The sequence below is a fragment of the Aeromonas sp. V90_14 genome (genome assembly GCF_029967615.1).
Taxonomy (GTDB): Bacteria; Pseudomonadota; Gammaproteobacteria; order Enterobacterales; family Aeromonadaceae; genus Aeromonas; species Aeromonas hydrophila.
Window position 1 is genome coordinate 320,039 of record NZ_JASCAS010000001.1, and the last position, 17,327, is coordinate 337,365.

The following is a 17,327-nucleotide window of genomic DNA, read 5'->3' on the forward strand; positions in this document are numbered from 1 at the left end:
TATTCCTCCTTCCCCGACACCAGGGGCAATCCGTTCAGGCCGAGCGGGGGTGGCAGCGCTTCTCCCGCACCTTCACCCAAACCCGATCAACAAGCAAAATCCCGGCCACCATGGCGGCGACAAACAACAGTACCATGGGCTGGCCGCTGGAAATGAGACTCAAGCCTGGCCCCGGGCAGATCCCCGCCAACCCCCAGCCAATGCCGAACAGGGCAGAGCCCCCGATGAGGCGGCGGTCCAGTTTGGGGGCCGGCACGCTGGCCATGGGTTCCCCCAACAGGCTGCGCTTGAGCGGTTTGACCAGCAGGAAGTAACCCGGCATGAACGCCAGCAGTGCCCCGCCCATCACGAACGCCAGGCTGGGATCCCAGTGACCCGCCAGGTCGAGAAACCCGATGACCCGGGCCGGATCTATCATGCCGGAGATGGCAAGACCCAGACCAAACAGCAGACCTGCGAGCAAACTTGTCAACAATGCCATGATGATCAACCTGTTATAAAACGTGGTGGGTGAGAAAGACGGTGATGAAGCCGGCCGTCATAAAGGTGAGAGTGGCGACGATGGAGCGCAGGGAGAGCCGCCCCATGCCGCAGATGCCGTGGCCGCTGGTGCAGCCATTGCCAAGGCGGGTGCCGATGCCGACCAGCAGCCCGGCCAGCAGCACCAGTGGCCAACCGGGCAAGGTGCTGAATGCGGGCATGCTGGCCCACCCCAGGCTCAGCGCCAGCCAGGCCCCCGCCCCCAGTCCCAGCAAGAAGAGCAGCCGCCAGGGCGCCCTGTGTTGTAGCGCACCGGCCAGAATGCCGCTGATCCCGGCCACCCGGCCGTTGAACAGCATCAGGAGCAGGGCCGCGAGTCCCACCAGCATGCCGCCGCCCAGAGAGAGCAGCCATTGGCTTTCCATCATCGAGATTCCTTAATTTCTGAGTGACAAAAATGGGTTTGCAGCGCCGCCAGCACATCGACGGCGGCCTCGCTCACCAGCGAGTAGTAGATCTGCTGGGAGACCTTGCGCGAGCGGATAAGTCCCTGGCGCTTCAATACCGACAGTTGCTGGGAGAAGGCCGACTGGCCGAGCTGGCTGTGGGCCAGCAACTCCCCGACCCCCTTCTCCCCCTCCACCAGCTGGCAGAGCACCAGCAGCCGCTCGGGATGGGCCAGCGCCTTGAGCAGGGAGGCGGCGGCTGTCGCGTGTCTGTTCATCTCGTCGAATTGGCTCATGGGAGTAAATTAGCAATTTCTGATATTTGGTTCTATTGTATAAAGCGACACTAAATTAGCAATATCTAAATTAAATAAGGGGAAGGTCATGACGGTAGATAACGGAGTCAGAGTCGTCGCGGGCTGCATGTTGCTGCTCTCGCTGCTGCTCACCGCCTGGGTGCACCCGGGCTTTGTCTGGCTGAGCGTCTTTGTCGGGGTCAATCTGATCCAGAGCGCCTTCACCGGTTTCTGTCCGGCCGCGATGCTCCTCAAGCGACTGGGGCTGAAATAGCGTGACGAGTAACAAGGGGGAGAGCAGAAGGTGGAACGAGAGCGGTGAGGGTGCTTATCGCTCTTTCATCGTCCTGGCGGTAGCCAGCCGGCCCCGATTATTGACAAACTTGTATCTAAATGTTGCTGAAAGGGTGATGAGGCTTTACCTCACCGCTCTGGATGAGTACCATCAGGCCGTCAATCAACAGCGGAGACCATCAGTGGGCAACTCATCAAGTGACAGTTGTAGACCGACCCTCGTCGTCGGTACCCGGGTCGCGAGCTAGCCGCAGGTCTTCCTCTGCCGCATGCTCGCAGCCCTGCGAGAAGCGGAAATCCACTCCCCTCTTCTCTTTTTTACACTTGACGTCAGGTGACCTGGCTTTGCCATGACACCTTGCCTGCATAGTTTCTGCTTCCCACAAGGAGGCTGCTATGCGTTTTGTTTCAACTCTGTCCGTATCCAACCGGACTCACCCCCTGCTGAGCAGACTGGGCCGCGGCTTGCTGCCGCTCTGGCTGCGTGGCAAACGGCGCCAGCACCACTACCGGCTGCAGATCCGTTGCGAGGATCGGGCCGACATGGAACAGGTGCTGGATCTGGTGAACCACACCCTGCAACCGGCGGGCCTGCAACCCCTGCAGTCCCTGCGACCCGGTCGCAGCGGCGGGCGGGAGCTGGTGCTCAACCTGCACTGCACCCCGCCCCAGCGTCGCTATCTGGTGCAGTTCGTGCATCAGGTGGGGGTACATCACCCGGTTCGCTGGGAGCTGCATCCCCGCCGCGACCCCGAACTCGTGCTCAATTGATCGTGCACGACTGATATCCGGGGCCAGCCATGCTGGCCCCGTTCAATCCGTTTCACCGCCCTGCCCGCCATCCTGGATGGACGGGCCGGGCGCCTCGTGCGTGTTTCTCGTCAACTCATGGCCTGCACGCACGGGGCCGTTGGCGGGGGGTACCGTCCCCTCGCCCGCCTTCAGAAAGGCCATCTGCAACAGAAGGAGTACGCCATGAGAATGTGGCAGCAATTCGACATGATCTCTCTGCTCGACACCTTGGCCAGCCTGCTGCTGGCCTTCGTGCTGGGCAGCCTGGTGGGGCTGGAGCGCCAGTACCGCCAGCGCACCGCGGGCCTGCGCACCAACGTGCTGGTGGCGGTGGGCGCGGCCCTGTTCGTCAACCTGGCCCAGCGCATCTATGATCTGCACGGCGGCACCTATGGGGTGGTGCACGTGGTGGCCTACATCGTCTCCGGTATCGGCTTTCTCGGCGCCGGCGTCATCATGCGTGAATCCGGCAACATCCGCGGCATCAACACCGCGGCCACCCTGTGGGGCGTGGCGGCGGTTGGCGCCGCCAGCGGGGCCGGGCTGGCCATGGAGGCGATCCTCGGCGCCCTGTTCGTGCTGGCCGCCAACACCCTGCTGCGCCCGCTGGTCAACCAGATCAACCGCCGCCCGGTGGACAACACCGACACCGAGGTGACCTACCGGGTGACAGCCCTCACCCAGCGCGAGTACCAGAAGGAGGTACTGCACTGGCTGGAAGAGATGCTGGAGCAGGCCAACTACCCGTTGAGCGAGCTCGACATCGAGCCCTTCGGCGAGCGGGATCTGGAAATTTCGGCAGTGCTGCTGGCCACCTCCATCGATGGCGACGAGCTCGACGCCCTGATGGTGAAGCTAGGCATCCACCCCCACATCAAGCAGGTGTTCTGGCGCGCCAGTACCACCGACTGACACCAGACTCCGCCATTGAAAAAGCAAAAGCCCCGCCACTGCCGGCGGGGCTTTTGCTTTTCAGGATACGGGGAGCTCAGGCGACCCGGGCAGCCCGCTGACTGCGCCAGCGGATGCGCGGATTGATCACCTGGGCGGTCTGGGGCGGAGGGTTGCCCGCAATAAGCTTTTGCATCAGCTCGAAGGTCGCCCGGGCCAGGGCCGGGCAATCCTGAGCCACCGAGTCGATGTGCATGGGGATGCAGTCGAGCAGGTCGTGATCGTCGAAGGTACAGAGCCGCATGCCCGTCTCCATCAGCCCCGCCTCGTTGAGGTAGCGCAGCACCCCCTCCAGCAGGGTGAAGGAGGCAGTGAAGAGCCCCTTGGGCGGCGAGCCGAGCTCGGCCACCAGCTCGGCCATCAACTGATAGCCCGAGCTTGGCTGGTAGTCGCGGTGGCGCACCCGGGTCGGGTCCGCCTCCAGCCCGGCGCGGTGCAGCCCCAGCTCATAGCCCGCCAGCCGGTGGCGGCTGGGGGAGAGATCCAGCAGACCGCCGAAGTAGTAGATCTCCTCGCCGCACTGGCCGGCCATCTCCTGCACCAGCTCGGCGGTGGCCTTGCAGGCATCGGAGATCACCATGGGCAGACGCGACTCGCCGATGTGACGGTCGAGCTGCACCACCGGTAGCCGGTCGTGAATGCGGGCATAGATGTCATCGCTGTGGCCGCTGGAGGCGACGATGAGACCGTCCACCTGGCGGCTGATGAGGTTGTCCACCACCCGCTGCTCCAGGGTGGGATCATCCTCGGAGCAGGCGATGAGCAGCTGGATCCCGGCCTCCCGGCAGTGGGCCTCGAGGGCGCGGGCGATGCTGGCAAAACCGAAGTTGGTGAGATCGGGGATCACCAGCCCCCAGGTGTAACTGCGGGTCTCGCGCAGGGCGCGGGCATGAAAGCTCGGCTGGTAGTGGCACTCGTCCGCTACCGCCTGGATCCGCTTGCGGGTGTCGTCGGCGATGCGGTACTCCGCACTCTTGCCGTTGAGCACCAGACTGGCGGTCGCCTTGGACACCCCCGCCAACTCGGCTATCTGGGCAATCGTGATCCGTTTCTTCTTCTCCACCTGGCCTCCCGGCAAACTGACACCGGGCTATTGTACTAGGCAGGCCGCCAGCGGCCAGTGATCGAGGCAAATTTTGCCGCCCGCGATCGGTTTGCCCGGCGCAAGCTGCGGCCCCGGTCCCGGGAAGTAGCGCGCCGACAGGGTATGGCGGCCGCCATCGACGAAACACTCGAGACTGGAGCGATCGCACAAGACGGTGATGCCTCCGCCCTGCCAGGGGCAGCATCGCTCCTCCCACTCTCCGCTCTGCCAGTTCAGGCGGCGCAACACTAGGCGCCCCGGCTGCCAGCACAGCTCGGCCACGGCGCCAAACCAGAGGCTGCCCTCACCGCACAGACTCAGATCGAGCCAGGCCGAGTCGATGGCCAGCCCCGGAAATTCGCCGAGCTCCCCCTCGAAGCGGGTCTGCTCCCCCTTCAATGCCGCCAGCTCCGCCACCGGCCGCTGGCAGAGCCAGTGGCCTTGCCAGAACAGCTCCCGCGGGCAGCTCATCTGGTGCAGCCAGCCATAGGGGATGGTGGGCTGGCTCATCTCGTTCTCTTCGGGCAGTCCCAGCCAGCCGAACAGCAGGCGCCGCCCCTGGCTATCCTGGGTGGTCTGGGGGGCATAGAACTCGAAGCCTCGGTCCAGCTCGTGGAAAGCCCCGTGCGCGAAGTGCTCGCCGTCGAAGTCGCCCGAAAGCCAGCCGCACTGGTAGAGGTTGCGATAATCCTCTCCTTGGGGCGCTATGCCTTGGGGGCAGCTGATCAGCACATGGCGCTCACCAAGCGCAAACAGATCCGGGCACTCCCACATATAGCCAAACTCCCCGAGACCGCCGTGCCCGCTGCCGGCGATGGGGCCCACCAGCGTCCAGGCATCCAGCGCGTCGCCGCGATAGAGCAGCACTTCACCCTTGTCATCCTGGGTGCGAGCACCCAGCACCATCAGCCACTGCTGGCCGTCGTGCCACACCTTGGGGTCGCGCACATGGCCGCTGTAGCCTTCGGGCAGATCCAGCACGGGGCCCAGCTTCTCAAAACCGCCCTCAGCGTCGGCGCGGGCCAGACACTGATAGGCGGTGCGGCCGCCATCCGGGTATTTGACATTGCCGGTGTAGATGAGGGCCAGACGCCCCTGCTCGTCGCTCACCGCCGAGCCCGAATAGCAGCCGTGGCTCTCATAGGCTTCGGTGGGCAAGAGCGCCACCGGCTCGTGCTGCCAGTGCAGCAGATCGGTAGAGCTGACATGGCCCCAGCTTTTGTTGCGGTGCTCGCAACCGAGCGGATTCCACTGGTAGAAGAGGTGGTAGCGCCCGCCGTGCTCGATAAAACCGTTGGGGTCGTTGAGCAGCCCCACCGGGGCCGCCAGATGCCAGCGCGGCCGATGGGGATCGGCCGCCGCCTTGATCTGTCCGGCCAGCAGCGACCGGACAATCTGGTTGAGAAGATCGCTTTCCTTCATCACTCCACCTTGTACTTGAGCAGGTAGGAAGCGGCGAAGGCGGCGCCAAAGGCGATCACCAGCCCGATGATGTAGTGAATAAGGCTCATGGGCTGGACGATGGCCATGCCGGGAATACCGGTCAGCCCCACCGCCGTCATGCCCACCTTGGCCGCCACCACGTAGGCACCGCCCAGGGCACCACCGAGCAGACCGGCCAGGAAGGGCTTGATGTAACGCAGGTTGACCCCGAAGATCGCCGCCTCGGTGATGCCGAGCAGGCAGGACATGGCCGCCGGCACGGTAATCGCCTTGATTTTCGGATCCCGGGTCTTGAAGTAGACAGCCAGACAGGCCCCGCCCTGCGCCACGTTGGCCATGGCCCAGATGGGCAGCAGGAAGTTGACGCCGATCTGCGGATTGGCCAGCAGCCCCGCCTCGATGGCGTGGAAGCTGTGGTGGATGCCGGTGATGACGATCAGCGAATAGGTGCCTCCAAACACCAGCCCCGCCAACCAGCCCGCCTGCTCATAGAGGGCGCTCAGGCCGAACGAGATGCCATCCCCCAGCACCCGCCCGGCGGGGCCGATGAAGAGCAGCGCCACGAAGCCGGTGATGATGACGGTCAAAAACGGGGTGAGGATGAGATCCAGCGCGTCAGGGATGCGCCTTCTCAGCTGTTTCTCCAGGTGGGACATGAACCAGACCGCCAGCAGCACCGGGAAGACGGTGCCCTGATAGCCGATCATGGCCACGTCCAGCCCGAAGAAGTCCATGGTCTTGAAGCCCCCGGCCACGCCCCAGGCGTTGGTCAGCGCCGGGTGGGTGAGAATGCCGCCAAGGGTCGCCCCGAGGTACGGATTGCCACCAAACTCCCGCGCCGCCGTAAAACCGATGAGGATCGGCAGAATGATGAAGGCTGCCGAGCTGAACATGTCGAGCATGACGAACAGGGCGCTGTCGGCGTTGACCCAGCCGTAGGTGCGCACCATGCCGAGCAGCCCCATCAGCAGACCCGAGGCGACGATGGCCGGAATGATCGGCACGAAGATGTTGGAGAGGGTCCGTGCCAGCCGCTGGGCCACATTGAGCTTGGCCGTCGCCATGTCGGTCAGCTCCGCCTTGCTGGCGGTGCCGGTACCGGTCAGCGCCACGAACTCCGCATAGACCTTGTTGACCAGACCGGTGCCGAAGATCACCTGGATCTGGCCAGCGTTGCTGAAGCACCCCTTGACCCCCTCCAGCTTGTCGATGGCGGCCTTGTTCACCTTGCTGTCGTCTGCCAGCACCAGCCGCAGCCGGGTGGCACAGTGGGCGGCGCTGACGATGTTCTCCCTGCCCCCGAGCAGGGGCACCAGATCCTTGGCTATCGCACTGATATTCATATTCTTCCTCTTATGACCCGCCACACTGGCGGGCCCTAGTCACATGAGAGTAGGGGCTGTCGAGCCGGGCTTCTAGCCGCGGATCAACAGCCGCTTGCACCTGATCGCAAAAAGGTATCCAGTTCGGTGCGAGTCGGCAGCGCCGTCATCGCCCCCTTGGCGGTGGTGGCAAGCGCCCCGCAGCCGTGGGCCTGGGCCAGGATGGCGGGTAGCTCGGCCAGCGTCGGCAACGACGAACGCCCGGCCAGGGCCGCCAGCAGACCGGCGACGAAGGCGTCCCCCGCCCCCGTGGTGTCGAGCGGGGTCACCTTCGGCCCCACCCACTCCAGCAGCTCATCACCCAGACAGGCCACCACACCGGCCGCCCCCCGGGTCACCAGCACCAGCGCCGGCCCAGCGATGGTGGCGAGTCCCGCCGCCAGATCATCCAGACCGCTCAGCAGCTGCAGCTCCTCCACCGACAGCTTGACCACATCCGCCCGCGCGATGGCTTCGCGCACCAGCGGCAGCATCTCGGCCGGGTTGCCCCATACCTCGGGCCTTAGGTTGGGGTCGAAGCAGACCCGCCCGCCTGCCGCCTTGATGGCCGCCATGGCCTGCAGGCAGCTGCCGCGCACCGGTTCGTTGGCGAGCGCAATGGAGCAGGTAAGCAGCCACTGACCGGCGTCGAAGCGGGGCAACTCATTCGGGGTGAGGAACTGGTCGGCGCTGGGGCGCACCATGAAGGTGAAGCTGCGCTCCCCCTCTTCATCCAGTGCCACCAGCACGGTAGAAGTGCGATGGTCCGGATCGAGCCGCAGTGCAGCGATATCCACCCCCTCCCCGCTCAGGGTCTTGGCCATGAAGCGGCCGAACGGATCGCCACCGACCCGGCCGATAAAGGCCGCCTCACCGCCAAGCCGCGCCACGCCGACCGCCACATTGGCCGGCGCGCCACCCGGACACTGGAGGTAGTGCCGCTCCCCTTCCGGGATCAAGTCCACCACCGCATCCCCCATTACCCACACACGATTCGTCACCTTGCTACTCCACTGCTGCATCGGATCGACTGCCAAACCCGGACTCTGTTCTGTTGGCTGGCATTATCAGCTAAACCGTTTTAGCTAACCAACAGATCCCGGCACCAGCTGCCATTTTTGTGATCGGGATAACGAACTAGAACCAGGTTTCCATCTGCACGCCAAAGTTCCATTCACCGCCGGCGGTGAAGTTGCTCTGGCCCATGGCATCGTTGCTGGCGTAGTGGTCGAGCTCGGAAGACCAGTCCATCCAGGTGGCGAACACCCGCAGCTCGGGCCGCTCGAAGAAACCGGCGGTCTGTGCCTTGAAGGTGGGGGCAAAGGTGAGCTTGGTGAAGTCGCCGCTCACCGCCTGGCGACCCTTGTAACCCTTGGGATCCAGGTCCATGTACTGCCAGGTCGCCTCGTAGACCAGCTCGACGTTCTGGCTCAGCACCTGGGCCAGCCGGCCATTGAGGGTCACCCAGCGGTATTCGTCCCCCTTCACGTAGCGATCCTTGCTCTGCTCGGCCAGCAGGGCCGGGGCGATACGCCAGCGTGGGGCGAGATCGGTAGCGCCAAACACGGCGACCCGCACCGCATCGGCGTCCGGCAGCAGCTCGCTGTCGGAGCCCAGCCCCTTGAGCTCGGCACCCAGGCCATGACCATACAGCACCGCCGCCTTGGAGAAGCCGGGGTTGATGCCAAAGAAGCTGTCGGCGTGGTAGGCCAGCAGGGTGTGCGCCCCCTTGTTCGCCGCTTCGCTGCCCGCGCCGCCATCGTTGATGCGGGTCTCGTTGTCCTTGGCGGAGAGGCCGTTCACCATCCACTGCCAGTTGCCAACGCGGTTGTTCATGGTGAGGATGTAGCTCTCGATGTCGGAGAGACCGCTGGCGCTGATGTCGCCGTAGTCGCGCCCATAGAGAGAGAAGTTGGCCTTCCAGCTGTCGGCCAGCTGCACGTCGTAGACACCGCCGCCGGTGCCGGCTAGGAACACCACGTCCGAGTCAAGCCAGTGGATGTCGAAGTTGTCCCGGTCAAAGCGCTTGCCCGCCCACAGCACCGCATTCTTGAAGGGGCCGTCGAAGCTCGCCAGATTGCCGATCTCGGCAAACACCTGACGGGTGTTGAGGCTCGAATCGCTGGCGGTCCAGTCGTTGCTGGTCTCCACCCCGTCTGCCAGCATCAGCTTGTAGCGGGCCCAGCTGCCATCGGCGAAGGTCTGGGTCTTCAGCAGATTGGCCTCCATGTAGGTGTCATCCTCGTTGCCAAGGCGACCCACGGCGCCGCCCACCGAGCCGGCCGGGGTGATGTAGGGGCCGCCGCGGCCCCCGTTGCCATTGCCGTTGACCAAGAGGCCCGAGCGGGCATAGCCGTGGAACTCGAAGCCCTGGGCCCCGGCGGTCTGCTTGTCCACCTTTTCGCTCTGGGCCTTGGCCACCACGGCCGTTTCGCGGGCTTCGTTTGCCTTGCTCTGGGCCTCATCGGCCCGCGCTTCGGCGGCGGTGGCGCGCGCCTCGGCTGCCTGCACCCGCGCCTCCAGCGCTGCCAGACGGGCCTCGATACCGCCATCCGCCGCCCACAGCGGGCTGCTCATCCCCAATCCCAGCGCTACCGCCAGCGCCAACTTGTTCTTGCACATCGTCATCGTCCTCACCTGTCATCTGTTGCCCGGTCGGGCCTGTTGTTATCGACGACGAGAGCATAGCTAAACCAATTTAGCTAACTCAATATGCCAGCTAAACCGTTTCAGCCACAGTGTGAGCGGGATAACATTCGTACAGCAGGAATTGGCGGAAGTTGTGAGGAAGATCCCTCATCGGGATCCACTCAATAAGCGGGGATCTTGCTAAAACAGGGGCAAAAAAAGAGCCGGCACAGGGCCGGCTCTTTATATCTGGGTCGCGAAAATCAGCTGGTCAGATCGTCGAAGAAGCGTTTCACCCCTTCGAAGAAGCCTTCCGATTTCGGCTTGTGGGTCTTGGCGGCGGCGCCGCTGAAGGACTCGTCCAGCTGGCGCAGCAGCTCTTTCTGGGACTCGGTCAGCTTGACCGGGGTCTCCACCACCACCTTGCACATCAGATCCCCCACCTGGCCGGAGCGCACGGACTTCACGCCCTTGCCCCGCATGCGGAACATCTTGCCGGTCTGGGTCTCCGGGGTGACCTTGAGCTTGACCCGGCCATCCAGGGTCGGCACTTCAATTTCGCCACCCAGGGCTGCCGCGGTAAAGCTGATGGGCACTTCGCAGTAGAGGTTGTTGCCGTCACGCACGAAGATTTCGTGCTCCTTGACGTGCACCTGTACGTACAGATCGCCCGCCGGTGCGCCGGCTTCCCCCGCTTCCCCTTCACCGGAGAGACGGATGCGATCGCCGGTGTCAACGCCAGCCGGGATCTTGACCGACAGGGTCTTGGTCTTCTGGTAGCGACCCTCACCATGACACTTGCGGCACGGATCCTTGATGATCTTGCCGCGACCGTGGCAGTGCGGGCATGCCTGCTGCACCGCGAAGAAGCCCTGACGCATCTGCACCTGGCCGGAGCCGTGGCAGGTCGGGCAGGTCTGGGCCGAGCTGCCGGTGTGGGCACCGGAGCCGTTACAGACTTCGCAGTGGACCAGGGTCGGCACCTTGATCTCCTTGGAGACCCCGCGTACCGCCTCTTCCAGCGTCAGCTCCATGGTGTAGCGCAGGTCGGAGCCACGGGCCGGGCCACGACGGCCGCCGCCACGGCTGCCACCAAAAATATCGCCAAACACGTCGCCGAAGATGTCGCCGAAATCGGCGCCGCCGCCAAAGCCGCCGTGGCCACCGCCACCCTGGCTCTGATCCACGCCGGCGTGACCGTACTGGTCATAGCGGGCACGCAGATTGGCATCGGTCAGGATCTCGTAGGCTTCCTTGACCTCTTTGAACTTCTCTTCGGCCCCGGCATCGCCCTGGTTGCGGTCAGGGTGATACTTCATGGCCAGACGCTTGTACGCCTTCTTGATCTCGCGTTCGTCGGCATCCTTGGATACCCCGAGCACTTCGTAGAAATCGCGCTTCGACATACTTATCCTGTTGCTATATCAGCAGTTACGCAGACGGGCGTTGGTCACCCAACGCCCGTAAATTCATTGACTAAGCCGATGGGCGAAGCCTGCTTCGCCCATCTGGGTCGGGCTTACTTCTTGTCGTCTTTCACTTCTTCGAACTCGGCGTCGACCACGTCGTCGTCAGCCTTGGCGGAAGAAGAGGACTGACCGGCATCAGCACCCGCGGCACCTTGCGCCTGAGCCTGCTGCTGGGCAATTTCCATCAGCTTCTGGGACGCTTCCAGCAGAGCCTGCTGTTTGGCTTCGATGGCAGCCTTGTCGTCACCCTTGATGGCGCTTTCCAGCTCGCTCAGCGCGGCTTCGATCTTGGTCTTGTCGTCGGCAGGCAGGGCTTCACCGGCTTCGGTGATCTGCTTGCGGACGGAGTGGACCAGACCATCTGCCTGGTTGCGGGTCTGCACCAGCTCTTCGAACTTCTTGTCCTCGGCCGCGTTGGCTTCGGCTTCGCGTACCATGCGTTCGATCTCGTCATCAGACAGACCAGAGGAGGCCTGGATGGTGATCTTCTGCTCCTTGTTGGTCTCCTTGTCTTTGGCGGAGACGTGCAGGATGCCGTTGGCGTCGATGTCGAAGGTCACTTCGATCTGCGGCAGACCACGCGGTGCCGGACGGATGCCTTCCAGGTTGAACTGGCCCAGAGACTTGTTGTCGCTGGCGCGCTTGCGCTCACCCTGCAGCACGTGAATGGTCACGGCAGACTGGTTGTCTTCGGCAGTGGAGAACACCTGGGACTTCTTGGTCGGGATGGTGGTGTTCTTCTCGATCAACGCAGTCATCACGCTGCCCATGGTTTCGATACCCAGCGAGAGCGGGGTCACGTCCAGCAGCAGTACGTCGGTCTTGTCACCGGACAGTACGGCACCCTGGATGGCAGCACCCATGGCCACGGCTTCGTCCGGGTTGACGTCTTTGCGCGGCTCTTTGCCGAAGAAGTCGGCAACGGCCTTCTGCACCATCGGCATGCGGGTCTGACCGCCTACCAGGATGACGTCGTCGATCTCGCCAACGGCCAGACCGGAGTCTTTCAGAGCGACACGGACCGGCTCCAGGGAGTCTTTCACCATGTCTTCTACCAGGGATTCCAGCTTGGCGCGGGTCACCTTGATGTTCATGTGTTTCGGACCGGTGGCATCTGCAGTGATGTACGGCAGGTTGACGTCGGTCTGCTGGGCGGAAGAGAGCTCGATCTTGGCTTTCTCGGCCGCGTCTTTCAGACGTTGCAGAGCCAGCTGATCCTTGCGCAGGTCGATGCCCTGCTCGCGCTTGAACTCTTCAACCAGGTAGTTGATGACGCGGTTGTCGAAGTCTTCACCACCCAGGTGGGTGTTGCCGTTGGTCGCCAGTACTTCGAAGGTGGTCTCGCCTTCTACTTCGTCGATCTCGATGATGGAGATGTCGAAAGTACCGCCACCCAGGTCATACACGGCAACCTTGCGCTCGCCCTTGACCTTGTTCACGCCGTAGGCGAAAGCTGCGGCAGTCGGTTCGTTGATGATGCGTTTTACATCCAGACCGGCGATGCGACCGGCATCCTTGGTAGCCTGACGCTGGGCATCGTTGAAGTAGGCCGGCACTGTGATGACCGCTTCGGTCACCGGCTCGCCCAGATAATCTTCGGCGGTCTTCTTCATTTTCTTCAGCACTTCGGCAGAGATCTGCGGCGGTGCCATTTTCTTGCCTTTGACTTCTACCCAGGCGTCACCGTTGTCGGCCTTGGCGATGGCGTACGGCATGATCTCCAGATCGCGCTGTACTTCGTCATCTTCGAAACGACGGCCGATCAGACGCTTGATGGCGAACAGCGTGTTCTTCGGGTTGGTGATGGCTTGGCGCTTGGCCGGCTGACCAACCAGGATTTCGCCGTCATCGGCATAGGCAATGATGGACGGAGTAGTACGGTCGCCTTCCGCGTTCTCGATCACGCGAGCATGGTCGCCATCCAGAATAGCGACGCAGGAGTTGGTAGTACCCAAGTCAATACCGATGATTTTACCCATTTGACGAATCTCCAAATACTTTGAATAAACTGGCGAGGGGCTCGCCTTAATGCGTTAACGGCTAGGTGGGGGCTGCCAATCTGGCTTTCAAGCTCCCGGCATCAAATTTTTTGTGCCGCCGTGGCCTTGCATCCTATATGGGGTCGCAAGCCGCCGCTTCAAGCCCCGCCCTGAAAAAACCTGTCTTCATTCATTGCCATTGGCAGGATGAAGACCGGCTATCTGTGCCCCCGGCAACCACAGGGCCGGGGCACTTGCCAATAAAAAGCCCGCCGAGCGGCGGGCTCAGCACAGCGATGGGGCTCAGGCCGGAGCCTTGGAGACCATCACCATGGCCGGACGAATGACGCGGCCGTTGAGCTCGTAACCCTTCTGCATCACCGCAATGACGGTGTTGGGGGCAAGCTCGGCGTTCTCGATCATGCTCATCGCCTGATGGGCATTGGGGTCGAACGGCTGATTGAGCGGGTCCAGCGGGTTGAGGCCGAACTTGCCGACCGAGCTCTGCATGGATTTCAGGGTCAGCTCGACCCCTTCGATCATCGGCTTGAGCGCCTCGTTTTCCTTGTCGGCCAGCTCGATGGCACGCTCTAGGTTGTCCAGTACCGGCAAGAGCTCGGCGGCGAACTTCTCCAGCGCGAACTTGTGGGCCTTCTCCACGTCCTGGGCCGCACGGCGACGCAGGTTTTCCATCTCGGCGACGGCACGAATGGCACGCTCGCGCTCCTCGAGGGAGGCTTGCTGGGCAGCATCCAGTTGTGCCTCAAGCTCGGCAATGCGGGCCTGCTCGGCTGTCACTTCACTGTCTACATCGGTCGGCTCGACTGGCTGGGCTTCTACTTGCTCCATCGCTTCAACCTTTTGTTCTTCGTGGTTCATGACATCTCCAATTCCGGGGTTACTTATTGAGGGCCCGACCACCCGGTTGAGCGACCGGACGGCAATGGGCCGACTATGTTGGCGCTATTATGGGGATGGATCCCCGGCTTTCAAGGGGAAAAGGGCGCCATTCTCACCAAGAGCGTGCGGTGGCGGGCAATTTGGGGCTTTTTCCCGGCATCCGCTGCGGCCGGACCAGCCGGTGGCAGACAAATCCCCCCCAAAGCGCGGTATACTCCCCCAATACTCATCCCAGACCCGACAGACTATGGATTCTCCGTTCAAAACCATCGCCCTGATTGGCAAACCCCACCACGAAGGGGCCAACCAGACCCTGACCGGCCTGCATCAATACCTGACCACCCGCGGTTTTCGGGTACTGGTGGAGAGCCGGGTGGCCCATGCCCTCGGCATCATGGACGAGAACGTGATGGACCTGGTGCAGCTGGGCCAGCAGGCCGATCTCGCCATCGTGGTCGGCGGTGACGGCAACATGCTGGGGGCCGCGCGGGTGCTGTCGCGCTTCGACGTGGCGGTGATCGGGGTGAACCGGGGCAACCTCGGTTTTCTCACCGATCTCTCGCCGCAGGATTACCTGCTGCCGCTGGAGCAGGTGCTGTGCGGCCACTACAAGAGCGAGCACCGCTTCCTGCTGGAGGCGGCGGTCTATCGCCACGGCGAGCGCAAGTCCAACAACCTGGCGGTCAACGAGGCGGTGCTGCACCCGGGCAAGATTGCCCACATGATCGAGTTCGAGGTCTATATCGATGGCAGCTTCATGTACAGCCAGCGCTCGGACGGCATCATAGTGGCCACCCCCACCGGCTCCACCGCCTATTCATTGTCGGCGGGGGGCGCCATCCTCACCCCCAAGCTCAATGCCATCACGCTGGTGCCCATGTTCCCGCACACCCTGAGCAGCCGCCCCATCGTGCTGGACGCCGACAGCGAAGTGCGGCTGCTGGTCTCACCGGACAATCAGGACGACGCCATGCAGGTGAGCTGCGACGGTCAGGTGACCCTGGCAGTCCACCCGGGTGACGAGATCCTCATCAAGAAGAGCAGCCACAAGCTGCATCTGGTGCATCCGCTCGATTACAGCTACTTCCACGTGCTGCGCAACAAGCTCGGCTGGGGCAGCAAGCTGTTCTGACCCACGTTTGACGTTCCTGCGCATCCTGATGCGGGTCGACTCTTTACTGTATGGAAAACCAGTATATACTGGATGCATACACAGTAATGTTGGCCCATACAGGATGAGACCATGCTGACCCAGCTGACCGTCAACAACTTCGCCATCGTCAAGTTTCTCGAACTCGATCTGCAACCGGGCATGACCTGCATCACGGGTGAGACCGGGGCCGGTAAATCCATCGCCATCGACGCCCTGGGCCTGTGCCTGGGTGAACGGGCCGAGGCCGGCATGGTGCGACCGGACAGCGACAAGAGCGAGGTCAGCGCCCGCTTCCTGCTGGACGGCAACCCTGCCGCCCGCGCCTGGCTCGCCACCAACGAGCTGGAAAACGAAGGGGAGTGCATCGTGCGGCGGGTCATCTCCGCCGAGGGGCGCTCGCGCAGCTACATCAACGGCGTGCCCGTACCCCTCACCCAGCTCAAGAACCTGGGCCAGCTGCTGGTCAACGTCCATGGCCAGCATGCCCACCAGATGTTGCTCAAACCCGACTACCAGCTTGCCCTGCTCGATGGCTACGCCGGCCATCATCTGCTGCTCGATGAGGTGCGTCGCCACTACCAGCAGTGGCGCCAGCTGCAGAACGAACTCAACCGGCTCAAGGCCGAGCAGCAGCAGCGGGAGGCCCGTCGCCAGCTCATCGAATATCAGGTGCAGGAGCTGGACGAGTTCGCCCTGCAGCCGGGGGAGTTTGAAGAGATTGAAGAGGAGCACCAGCGGCTGGCCAACGGCACCGAGCTGATGCAGGAGTGCGGCGCCTGTCTCGACCTGCTCTATGACAACGAGGAGACCACCATCGCCGGCCTGCTGCAGACCGTCGTCGATCGGGCCGAGAGCCTGGTTGCCATGGATAGCCGGCTTGGCGACGTGCTCGGCATGCTCAACGAAGCGCTGATCGGGGTGCAGGAGAGCCACAGCGAGCTGCGCAATTATCTGGATCGGCTGGAGCTGGATCCCGAGCGTTTCAACGAGCTGGAAGCCCGCCTCTCCAAGGCCATCAATCTGGCCCGCAAGCACCACGTCAAACCGGCCGAGCTGGCTCTGCACCATCAGGAGCTGGCCGCCGATCTGGCGCGCCTCAACTCCGACGAGGAGCGGCTGGAGGGGATGGAAGACGAGCTGGCCGAAGCCCGCCTGGCCTTCGTACAAGCCGCCGAGGCCCTGAGCCAGAGTCGCCAGCGCTACGCCGAGGAGCTCGGCGCCAAGGTGAGTGCCAGCATGCACGAGCTGGCGATGCCGGATGGCCGCTTCGCCATCGAGGTACGCCCCGATGCCCAGAGCAGCCTCTCGCCCCTTGGCATCGATCGGGTGGAGTTCATGGTCACCACCAACCCGGGCCAGCCCATCCAGCCGCTCGGCAAGGTGGCCTCCGGCGGTGAGCTGTCGCGCATCAGCCTGGCCATCGTGGTCATCAGCGCCCGCAAGGTCTCCACCCCCACCCTGATCTTCGACGAAGTGGACGTGGGGATCAGCGGTCCGACTGCCGCCGTGGTGGGCCGCCTGCTGCGCCAGCTGGGTGAATCCACCCAGGTGATGGTGGTCACCCACCTGCCGCAGGTGGCAGGCAAAGGCCATCAGCACATGGTGGTCAGCAAGCACACCGACGGCAAGACCACGGAAACCCAGATGCAGGCGCTGGATCAAGGGGCCCGTCTCAACGAGCTGGCCCGCCTGCTGGGGGGAGACCAGATCACCGACAATACCCTGGCCAACGCCCGCGAATTGCTGGCCTGCTGAGATACAGGTCAGCCATCTGCACGCGGGGCCCACGGTGAGGAACAGGGACCCCGCGTCACCCCGCCAGCTGGTGACAGCGGTTTGTGGCTTAGCAGCTGGTGCATCATCACCATGCCGCCGTTGCCGCATCCTGGAGAGAGCACTCCATGGCGCTTTGCATGGTCACGGCTGCCTGACCGGGTTGGAGCATCCTTGTCGCTAACCAACCCGAGCCACAGTCTCATCTCTTTGCTTGCCCATCCCTCTATCCACCTCTTGCAACGTGAACCTTGCGGCGATTAGCGAGCCCGCCGGCG

The 17,327-nt window shown here is 63.3% G+C and carries 16 protein-coding genes; 5 read left to right on the forward strand and 11 right to left on the reverse strand.

Annotated features, from left to right (window positions below):
• Window positions 1-34: 34 nt before the first annotated feature.
• Genes QLG02_RS01365 through QLG02_RS01375 form a run of 3 tightly spaced genes read right to left on the reverse strand, consistent with a single transcriptional unit; the run spans window position 35 to window position 1,222 of the window.
• Window positions 35-481, reverse strand: a complete 447-nt coding sequence (locus QLG02_RS01365) for a YeeE/YedE family protein (RefSeq protein ID WP_045789350.1) — start codon at window positions 479-481, stop codon at window positions 35-37.
• A 13-nt stretch (window positions 482-494) separates the two neighbouring features.
• Window positions 495-908 (reverse strand): YeeE/YedE thiosulfate transporter family protein, encoded by a 414-nt coding sequence (locus QLG02_RS01370; RefSeq protein ID WP_282464315.1) that lies wholly within the window; start codon window positions 906-908, stop codon window positions 495-497.
• Complete coding sequence (locus QLG02_RS01375; RefSeq protein WP_024945075.1) at window positions 905-1,222, reverse strand: metalloregulator ArsR/SmtB family transcription factor; 318 nt, start codon at window positions 1,220-1,222, stop codon at window positions 905-907. Before QLG02_RS01375 ends, QLG02_RS01370 begins: the two co-directional genes overlap by 4 nt.
• An 88-nt stretch (window positions 1,223-1,310) precedes the next feature.
• On the opposite strand from QLG02_RS01375, the gene QLG02_RS01380 reads away from it, so the two are divergent.
• From QLG02_RS01380 to QLG02_RS01390, 3 genes are all read left to right on the forward strand, one after another.
• A complete protein-coding gene (locus tag QLG02_RS01380; RefSeq protein ID WP_039213421.1) occupies window positions 1,311-1,496 on the forward strand; it encodes a DUF2892 domain-containing protein in 186 nt (61 codons plus the stop codon).
• Window positions 1,497-1,912: 416 nt separating this feature from the next.
• Entirely contained in the window at window positions 1,913-2,287 is a 375-nt protein-coding gene (locus tag QLG02_RS01385; protein ID WP_017410711.1) for a hypothetical protein, read from the forward strand.
• A 204-nt stretch (window positions 2,288-2,491) separates the two neighbouring features.
• A complete protein-coding gene (locus QLG02_RS01390; protein ID WP_024945078.1) occupies window positions 2,492-3,220 on the forward strand; it encodes an MgtC/SapB family protein in 729 nt (242 codons plus the stop codon).
• Between the two features lie 76 nt (window positions 3,221-3,296).
• On the opposite strand, the gene QLG02_RS01395 is transcribed toward QLG02_RS01390, so the two are convergent.
• The 8 genes from QLG02_RS01395 to grpE all read right to left on the reverse strand — a co-directional run bounded on the left by QLG02_RS01395 (window position 3,297) and on the right by grpE (window position 14,102).
• Complete coding sequence (locus QLG02_RS01395) at window positions 3,297-4,322, reverse strand: LacI family DNA-binding transcriptional regulator (protein WP_282464316.1); 1,026 nt, start codon at window positions 4,320-4,322, stop codon at window positions 3,297-3,299.
• Window positions 4,323-4,349: 27 nt separating this feature from the next.
• Window positions 4,350-5,765, reverse strand: coding sequence for a sucrose-6-phosphate hydrolase (locus QLG02_RS01400; RefSeq protein WP_282464317.1), 1,416 nt, complete (start codon window positions 5,763-5,765; stop codon window positions 4,350-4,352).
• Entirely contained in the window at window positions 5,765-7,129 is a 1,365-nt protein-coding gene (locus QLG02_RS01405) for a sucrose-specific PTS transporter subunit IIBC (RefSeq protein ID WP_282464318.1), read from the reverse strand. The genes QLG02_RS01400 and QLG02_RS01405 overlap by 1 nt, the downstream gene beginning before the upstream one ends.
• Before the next feature lie 83 nt (window positions 7,130-7,212).
• Window positions 7,213-8,169, reverse strand: coding sequence for an aminoimidazole riboside kinase (locus QLG02_RS01410; RefSeq protein ID WP_282464408.1), 957 nt, complete (start codon window positions 8,167-8,169; stop codon window positions 7,213-7,215).
• A 115-nt stretch (window positions 8,170-8,284) separates the two neighbouring features.
• On the reverse strand, window positions 8,285-9,775 hold the full coding sequence (locus QLG02_RS01415; RefSeq protein WP_139388930.1) for a carbohydrate porin: 1,491 nt from the start codon (window positions 9,773-9,775) through the stop codon (window positions 8,285-8,287).
• 263 nt (window positions 9,776-10,038) lie between these two features.
• The gene (dnaJ, locus tag QLG02_RS01420; protein WP_011706780.1) at window positions 10,039-11,181 is read right to left on the reverse strand and encodes a molecular chaperone DnaJ; all 1,143 of its coding nucleotides are present in this window, start codon (window positions 11,179-11,181) and stop codon (window positions 10,039-10,041) included.
• Between the two features lie 113 nt (window positions 11,182-11,294).
• A complete protein-coding gene (gene dnaK / locus QLG02_RS01425; RefSeq protein WP_011706781.1) occupies window positions 11,295-13,223 on the reverse strand; it encodes a molecular chaperone DnaK in 1,929 nt (642 codons plus the stop codon).
• 303 nt (window positions 13,224-13,526) lie between these two features.
• On the reverse strand, window positions 13,527-14,102 hold the full coding sequence (gene grpE, locus QLG02_RS01430; RefSeq protein ID WP_011706782.1) for a nucleotide exchange factor GrpE: 576 nt from the start codon (window positions 14,100-14,102) through the stop codon (window positions 13,527-13,529).
• A gap of 268 nt (window positions 14,103-14,370) precedes the next feature.
• Between grpE and nadK the strand changes: the two genes are divergently transcribed.
• A complete protein-coding gene (gene nadK / locus QLG02_RS01435; RefSeq protein ID WP_005303013.1) occupies window positions 14,371-15,255 on the forward strand; it encodes an NAD(+) kinase in 885 nt (294 codons plus the stop codon).
• Window positions 15,256-15,366: 111 nt separating this feature from the next.
• On the forward strand, window positions 15,367-17,031 hold the full coding sequence (gene recN, locus QLG02_RS01440) for a DNA repair protein RecN (protein ID WP_011706784.1): 1,665 nt from the start codon (window positions 15,367-15,369) through the stop codon (window positions 17,029-17,031).
• Window positions 17,032-17,327: the final 296 nt, after the last annotated feature.

What these genes read in the sequence shown, in the direction of transcription:
- QLG02_RS01365 (WP_045789350.1), bottom strand. Translation starts at nt 481, where the DNA reads ATGGCATTGTTGACAAGTTTGCTCGCAGGTCTGCTGTTTGGTCTGGGT.
- QLG02_RS01370 (WP_282464315.1), bottom strand. Translation starts at nt 908, where the DNA reads ATGATGGAAAGCCAATGGCTGCTCTCTCTGGGCGGCGGCATGCTGGTG.
- QLG02_RS01375 (WP_024945075.1), bottom strand. Translation starts at nt 1,222, where the DNA reads ATGAGCCAATTCGACGAGATGAACAGACACGCGACAGCCGCCGCCTCC.
- QLG02_RS01380 (WP_039213421.1), top strand. Translation starts at nt 1,311, where the DNA reads ATGACGGTAGATAACGGAGTCAGAGTCGTCGCGGGCTGCATGTTGCTG.
- QLG02_RS01385 (WP_017410711.1), top strand. Translation starts at nt 1,913, where the DNA reads ATGCGTTTTGTTTCAACTCTGTCCGTATCCAACCGGACTCACCCCCTG.
- QLG02_RS01390 (WP_024945078.1), top strand. Translation starts at nt 2,492, where the DNA reads ATGAGAATGTGGCAGCAATTCGACATGATCTCTCTGCTCGACACCTTG.
- QLG02_RS01400 (WP_282464317.1), bottom strand. Translation starts at nt 5,765, where the DNA reads ATGAAGGAAAGCGATCTTCTCAACCAGATTGTCCGGTCGCTGCTGGCC.
- QLG02_RS01405 (WP_282464318.1), bottom strand. Translation starts at nt 7,129, where the DNA reads ATGAATATCAGTGCGATAGCCAAGGATCTGGTGCCCCTGCTCGGGGGC.
- QLG02_RS01410 (WP_282464408.1), bottom strand. Translation starts at nt 8,169, where the DNA reads ATGCAGCAGTGGAGTAGCAAGGTGACGAATCGTGTGTGGGTAATGGGG.
- QLG02_RS01415 (WP_139388930.1), bottom strand. Translation starts at nt 9,775, where the DNA reads ATGACGATGTGCAAGAACAAGTTGGCGCTGGCGGTAGCGCTGGGATTG.
- dnaJ (WP_011706780.1), bottom strand. Translation starts at nt 11,181, where the DNA reads ATGTCGAAGCGCGATTTCTACGAAGTGCTCGGGGTATCCAAGGATGCC.
- dnaK (WP_011706781.1), bottom strand. Translation starts at nt 13,223, where the DNA reads ATGGGTAAAATCATCGGTATTGACTTGGGTACTACCAACTCCTGCGTC.
- grpE (WP_011706782.1), bottom strand. Translation starts at nt 14,102, where the DNA reads ATGAACCACGAAGAACAAAAGGTTGAAGCGATGGAGCAAGTAGAAGCC.
- nadK (WP_005303013.1), top strand. Translation starts at nt 14,371, where the DNA reads ATGGATTCTCCGTTCAAAACCATCGCCCTGATTGGCAAACCCCACCAC.
- recN (WP_011706784.1), top strand. Translation starts at nt 15,367, where the DNA reads ATGCTGACCCAGCTGACCGTCAACAACTTCGCCATCGTCAAGTTTCTC.